Annotated in this window: 10 protein-coding genes; all 10 read right to left on the bottom strand. The window is 48.4% G+C overall.

Annotated features, from left to right (window positions below; genetic code table 11):
- Positions 1 to 27: 27 nt before the first annotated feature.
- Entirely contained in the window at positions 28 to 354 is a 327-nt protein-coding gene (locus BM265_RS08130; RefSeq protein WP_207646967.1) for a hypothetical protein, read from the bottom strand.
- 140 nt (positions 355 to 494) lie between these two features.
- Complete coding sequence (locus BM265_RS08125; RefSeq protein ID WP_074834678.1) at positions 495 to 1,103, bottom strand: DUF4364 family protein; 609 nt, start codon at positions 1,101 to 1,103, stop codon at positions 495 to 497.
- Between the two features lie 21 nt (positions 1,104 to 1,124).
- Positions 1,125 to 2,216, bottom strand: coding sequence for a chorismate synthase (gene aroC, locus BM265_RS08120; protein WP_074834676.1), 1,092 nt, complete (start codon positions 2,214 to 2,216; stop codon positions 1,125 to 1,127).
- 210 nt (positions 2,217 to 2,426) lie between these two features.
- Positions 2,427 to 2,777 carry a hypothetical protein gene (locus BM265_RS08115; protein WP_074961072.1) on the bottom strand — a complete coding sequence of 117 codons (351 nt, stop codon included), beginning with the start codon at positions 2,775 to 2,777 and terminating at the stop codon, positions 2,427 to 2,429.
- 37 nt (positions 2,778 to 2,814) lie between these two features.
- On the bottom strand, positions 2,815 to 3,165 hold the full coding sequence (locus BM265_RS08110) for a hypothetical protein (protein ID WP_074961071.1): 351 nt from the start codon (positions 3,163 to 3,165) through the stop codon (positions 2,815 to 2,817).
- Positions 3,166 to 3,219: 54 nt separating this feature from the next.
- Positions 3,220 to 3,678, bottom strand: coding sequence for an NUDIX hydrolase (locus BM265_RS08105; RefSeq protein WP_074961070.1), 459 nt, complete (start codon positions 3,676 to 3,678; stop codon positions 3,220 to 3,222).
- Positions 3,671 to 4,135 carry a DUF7832 domain-containing protein gene (locus BM265_RS08100; RefSeq protein ID WP_074961069.1) on the bottom strand — a complete coding sequence of 155 codons (465 nt, stop codon included), beginning with the start codon at positions 4,133 to 4,135 and terminating at the stop codon, positions 3,671 to 3,673. Before BM265_RS08100 ends, BM265_RS08105 begins: the two co-directional genes overlap by 8 nt.
- Position 4,136: 1 nt before the next feature.
- Complete coding sequence (locus BM265_RS08095; RefSeq protein ID WP_074961068.1) at positions 4,137 to 4,520, bottom strand: SMI1/KNR4 family protein; 384 nt, start codon at positions 4,518 to 4,520, stop codon at positions 4,137 to 4,139.
- Between the two features lie 76 nt (positions 4,521 to 4,596).
- Positions 4,597 to 5,826, bottom strand: a complete 1,230-nt coding sequence (gene aroA / locus BM265_RS08090; protein ID WP_074961067.1) for a 3-phosphoshikimate 1-carboxyvinyltransferase — start codon at positions 5,824 to 5,826, stop codon at positions 4,597 to 4,599.
- A 4-nt stretch (positions 5,827 to 5,830) separates the two neighbouring features.
- Positions 5,831 to 6,181: a cupin domain-containing protein gene (locus BM265_RS08085; protein WP_074834659.1), complete on the bottom strand. Its 351-nt coding sequence runs from the start codon at positions 6,179 to 6,181 to the stop codon at positions 5,831 to 5,833.
- Positions 6,182 to 6,185: the final 4 nt, after the last annotated feature.

The following is a 6,185-nucleotide window of genomic DNA, read 5'->3' as shown; positions in this document are numbered from 1 at the left end:
TTTTTGAAGATTTTTTTGAACTCTTTTTCAGAGTTCTTTGTGCGTTATAAGCTTTTTTATTATACCACATTTTTCTTCGTTTGTCAAGCCCTTTTCAGAACTTTTTTGAAGTTTCTTTTCCCGAGTTTCGTTCGTTTCTGAACTTCTCTCTTGTGCGGTACTTTTTATTATATCACTTTTTCTCCTTTTTGTCAAGAGGTTTTCGTGATAAATTTTTGCCGTTTCTCGAGTTTCGCTCTTCTGAACTAATCCCGCGCTCGTTCTCTTATCCCTAAGTTTCCTGCGCTCTTTCGCTCTTTCGTGCTCTCTCGTTGACAGCTTAATTATTATAGCACCATTTTTCGCGTTTGTCAACACTTTTCGATGTAAAACGATTTTCGTCATTTCACGAAATTTCTGTTCATTTTCGACAGTTAAAATCGATCATAACTCACATCAATAAAAAAGCCGCGATATCCGCCCTGATCCGGGCGCGAAATATCGCAGCATGATGTTCAGAAAAGCATACCCTCGTTTTCCGCAACGCTGGGCACATACTCCTCATTATCTATAATATAGTCAATGACCCTGCAATAGAAATCCGTAGGGTTCATCTTTATCTTCGATTTGATAAAATTCGCCTGATCTTCATCGGGTGCATAAAGGTTGATATCCATAAGGGTCATATCGCCGTCGAGATACCTGCATCCCACATTAAAGCCGCTTCCCTCAGGAGTCACATCGAAGCTTATATCCATCTCGCTCTTCAGCTGTGCGAAAAGTCTGAGTCCCGATGCGTATATCTTGTCACGCAGGCTCTTCTCCACCTGCTTCTTGAAGCTCTCCGCACCGCTCTTGCCCTTTTCTGTAAGACGATAGTACTCCGTCCCCTCTATCTCCGCCACCTCGATAGTGCCGTTCTCCAGCATAGCGCTTATGGCGGCGGTATAGTCGAAATAGTTCACTATACCCTCCCCCGTCGCTATCTCCGTCAGCTGATTAGGTGTGCAAAGCTGATTTATCCTGCTGAGGAAATATGCCAGCAGTATCTGAACACGGTAGACCTCCGTGACATTCTTCATGCTCCCTGAAATAAAGTTTTCGGGATTATTTATCGTTGCCATCACCCTCCTTCGGGAAACTGTCTAAAAATTTGGGTATTCCAGCATATGGCTGAGTACAGCCAGACTTACAGCCGCCTCAACGCAAGGTACAGCACGCGCTACTATGCAGGGGTCATGTCTGCCCTTTACCACCAGCGTCTCGTTCTTCATTGCCGAATAGTCGATAGTCTCCTGAGGCTGTGATATGGAAGGTGTAGGCTTAACAGCCACCTTCAGTGTGATAGGCATACCCGAGGATATACCGCCCAGTATACCGCCGTGATTGTTGGTCTTAGTTACAACAATGCCTCTCTCGTTTACATAGAATTCGTCATTGTTCTCTGAGCCTGTCATCTTAGCCACATCAAAGCCCGCACCGAATTCCAGACCCTTTATTGCAGGTATGCCGAATATCAGCTGTGCTATTGAATTCTCCAGACCATCAAATATAGGCGAACCAATACCCGCAGGAACATTTATGGCGATACACTCGATGATGCCGCCCACGCTGTCCTGATTTTCACGGGCATTGAGAATCTCCTTTTTCATCTCATTTCCCTGTACATCTATAATTACGGGGAAATCCTTTTCTTTAAGGTCGATTATATCCTGTCTCGAAGTATTTATCGGGTCAAAGGACTTATCTGTTATACCATGTATCTCAGAGATATGCGCACCTATGTAGATACCTCTCTTTTCCAGTATCTGCTGTGCCACAGCACCTGCAAAACACAAGGGTGCAGTCAGCCTGCCCGAAAAATGTCCGCCGCCGCGTATATCGTTGAAACCGCGGTATCTCAGGGCGCCTGTATAGTCTGCATGACCGGGCCTTGCCAGCTTTGAAAGGTTGTTGTAATCCTGCGAATGCTGATCGCTGTTAGCTATCATAGCCACCAGCGGAGTGCCCGTGGTCTTGCCGTTATGGAAACCCGAGATTATCTGCGGGATATCCTTTTCATTCCTCATAGTGGTAGTGCCGTCCTTTTTAGGGGCGCGGCGTGCCATGAACTTGTATATCTTGTCCACATCAATGCTCTCTCCGGGGGGAACATTGTCCATGCAGACACCTATGGCAGGTCCGTGGCTTTCACCGAAAACAGTGAAACTTATATTGTTTTTCCATGTTGATGACATCTTACTTTCCTCCTGTATCCAAATCTATTCCTATAGCGTTCCGGCCGATCAGATCCACAAGATCTATTCACAAAAGCTTTGGTATACGGTTTTCGTGAACGTAGCTTGTCTGAATTATAGGGCGGATAGCTATAGATCCCTCTGTGTACTTTGATACGCCCCGCGTTCTCACGGAATATATCAAAGCACACAAATGTGTGCTTTATCATGTCAGATCAGCCTTGCACGCAGCGAAGCATTCTCCGCCGCCAGCTGTTCCGCATATTCATTTACATCATCTTCATTGAAACCGCCCATCTTTACCCTGCTTGGCGTAATGATACTTGCCTCAGGCGGTATCCGAAAGGGTGCGCCGCCGTCTTTGGCTTTAAGCGCTTCTTCAAGCATGATCTTTTCAGTCGTCAGCTGATCGAACATCATAAGCGTTTCACGCTTGTCATATCCGCCCCTGACCGCAGTCCTGAGTATAGGCATACCCGTTTCACCCGCTAAGGGTGCAGGCGCACTTTCCATGCCGCTCTCGCCGTTTCCTCCGCCGAACAGCTTGCTTAAAAATCCCATCTCGATTACCTCCCTCTGATAGATTCATATCCCGTTATCACTCATTACCATCGGCAGTATCAGCTTCAAGCTGTTCACGAAGCTCATGTATCTTTTTAAAAAGCTCATCAAAATAAGCATTCGTATCCTTTTCGCTGAAACCGCCTGTCATAGCACGCCTTATCGGTTTAAGCTCAGTTTCGGGCGGTATCTTGTAAGGCATTTCAAGCTTTTTCGCTTTCAGCGCCTGTTCAAGGGCAACTATCTCATCCTGAAGCCTGTTCACTGCGAACAATGTCTCTTTCTTATCGTATCCTCCGAAACGAACTGTACGGAGTATACCCTTAGCGCCCTGATCTTCGCTGCCGTCGTCTATCTCGCCATTCAGGAACTTTTCCAACTTACCCATAAATCCATCCCCCTATCATATGCCTGCACGATCACCCCTATCGCTCATCAGGCATCATCTGAAAAATCCTTTTTTACCCGTAAAATAATCCCTTATCATGTCTTGATGCTGCTTACAGTATAATTCCGGTATCTCCCCCTTCCCGAAATATCTGAGTTCCAGTGTTTCTATGCCGTCAGTTTTAAGTTCACCGCCGATAATCTCAGCTCCGAACAGTGCCACCATGGGCTGTAGCTTATCGCCGTTTGAACATTCCGCCTGATAACGCGAATATACCCCTATAAGCGTTGTCGCACGGACTTTCAAACCTGTTTCCTCAAAGGCTTCCCTCTCTGCAGTCTCATGCAGAGCTTCCCCAAGCTCCGCTATACCGCCGGGAAGTCCCCACTTCCCGCCCGGGCGTTTCTGCAGCAGTATCCTGCCTTCACCGTCCTCTATCACAGCGCAGGCAGCCGTCATTATAACAAGCTCATGCCCCACCATGCTGCGGATATAAGATATATAATCACCCATTTCCGAGATCCTCTTCGTAATAGGCTTCAAATGCCGCATCTATGCGTTCGCGAAGTCTCTCATAATCTTCATAGCCGCTGATAAACCCGTACACGGGCTTATCACCGCCGCAGCATTTGCAGTAATCGTCAAAATAGCCGTTATCGTAGTATTTCTTGGCAAAAGGCAGTATATCCTCGCGGATATCCTCATCCCAGAGCTTGCCGTCGCAGTCCCACATAAGGAACTCCGCACCTGTCATGCGCCCTCTGCGAACGTCCTCACAGTGCTCGGGGTCAGCCTCTTCGCCCTCAAAACCGTTCTCTATTATCCAGTGCAGGAACATACCGATATGATTGCCCGCCAGCAGCCATATCTCATTCTCCTGCTCCTCGGTCAGCTCTCCTGTTATACCGTGAGTCTCGCGGTATAGCTTTACCGCGCTGTCCCAGTGCCAGTCAGCTCTGTCGATAGCCATATCAGTCATCCCCCTTCCAAAGGGCAACAGCATTTTTTATGAAATCCTTGAAATTGTCGCCCAGACAGGTCAGATCTTCTTTATCTATCATCGCAGGAACATTATAGTACCTGCCGTTTTCGTCAACACAGTAGAGTTCTCCGCCGCCGTCACCGCCGATGACCACATATCCCGGAAGCACTCTCCCCAGATCGTAGTTGTCATATACCACCGAAAGCTCTTCCAGCGGGAAAAGCACCAGGTATGTCCCACCGACTTCACCCTCGCCGCCGTTATGCTCCCGCATGAAAGCAAGGTAATCCTCGGGAAGCAGCACGCCGCCGATCTCCTCAACAGGCTCGCCCTTGTAAGCACCCCCGAACTCGAAACCGTCAAAACTCTCCATAGTATTACCTCCGAAAACAACCAATATGACCGCAACGTCAAGTAAAACTCTTCTGAAAAATTCTCCCGCAGGGACCTCAGATCTCCTCAGCTATGCCGCCGAGACTTCTGTATACTTCCCAGAAATCGGGATAGCTCTTTCTCACACACTCCGCCCCGCGAATGATTATGGGATTTTCGCATCTTGTAGCCGCTATCGCCATAGCCATTGCTATGCGGTGATCGTTGTGCGCCGATACCTCAGCGCCGCCTGCAAGACTTTCATTGCCCTTTATGATAAGGCTGTCCGCCGTTGCAGTAACATCTCCGCCCAGCGCGTTGAGGGTCTCCTCCATAGCCGCAAGACGGTCGCTCTCTTTCAGCCTCAGCCTTGCCGCATCGATTATCCTGCTCTCTCCGCCGCAAAAACTGCCCAGTACCGCCAGTATAGGCACCAGGTCGGGTATATCAGCCGCACTTACGGTAAATGGTTCCATCGCACCATTATTATTATACACTATTTTTTCGCATATTTCAATGACTTTTTTATCACCTTGAAAAGAATTTTCATTTAACCCCCTGATATCGATATCAGAACCCAGAGCATTTGCCACCTCAAAGAATGCACCCTGAGAATGATCGCCCTCAACAGCGTCGTCATAAGCCCTGAACTTCTGTCCCTCGGGTATGATGAAGCTGTTCTCCGTGACCTCCACATTTACACCGTATTTGCGCATTACGTCGATGGTCATATCCACGTAAGGGCGTGATTCCAGATGTGAAGTCAGCACAATCTCACTGCGCTGTCCGGTAAGGGGAAGCGCCAGCAGAAGTCCCGTTATAAACTGCGAGGATATCCCGCCGTCTATCTCGTATCTGCCCCCTGTGAGCTTACCATTTATTGTGAAAGGCATTGTGTTGTTGTAGTCAAACTCAACACCATGATTCGGAAATTCTTCCAGATAAGGAGTTATTGGTCTTTCGGGAAGCTTGCCGCGCCCCAGGAACTCTGTCTTAACGCCCAGCGCCGCCGCCACGGGTATGAGAAATCTCAGCGTTGAACCGCTCTCACAGCAGTCCAGCACCGCATTTTCGGGAGCATTTCCTATCCCGCGGACAACTGCCCTGTCCCCATCAACATCTATATCAGCCCCCAGCTGACGCATAGCCTCAACAGTGGTCAGTATATCCACCGAGGGATACAGCCTGTCTATCACCGAAGTGCCCTCAGCCAGCGCCGCCGCGATAAGCATACGGTGCGCCGCACTTTTCGAGGGCGGCGGTGTCACCACGCCGTGAAGCTTTGCAGGGGTTATCTTTATATCCATACTATCAGTCCTTTATATCAATTATCCGCTGTCCGCCGAAAGCGTGTATCGTTCTTGTGCCCTTTGTCACTCGTCCGTGATGCGGTGTGCCTTTCGGTACGAACAGTTCGTCGCCCGCGTGCAGTATATGTTCTTCGCCGTCAAATATCTCAACATATTCACCGCAAACGCAGAACACGTATTCATCGAACTCATGCACATTCTCTTTCGACTCTCTGTCGGAGAAATATGTCCAAAAGCATATCTGGCTCCCGTCTTTTCCCTCGTAATAATAACCGTCAATATCAGGCGTATTCTGCTGAGAGCTGTCTATATGGTTGAGCCTGCTCTTCATAAAATCGGGGAAATCTTTCACGACT

Source organism: Hominimerdicola alba, assembly GCF_900112155.1.
Lineage (GTDB): Bacteria > Bacillota > Clostridia > Oscillospirales > Ruminococcaceae > Hominimerdicola > Hominimerdicola alba_D.
The sequence above is the reverse complement of the archived record's forward strand: the minus strand, read 5'-3'. Positions and strand labels throughout refer to the sequence as shown.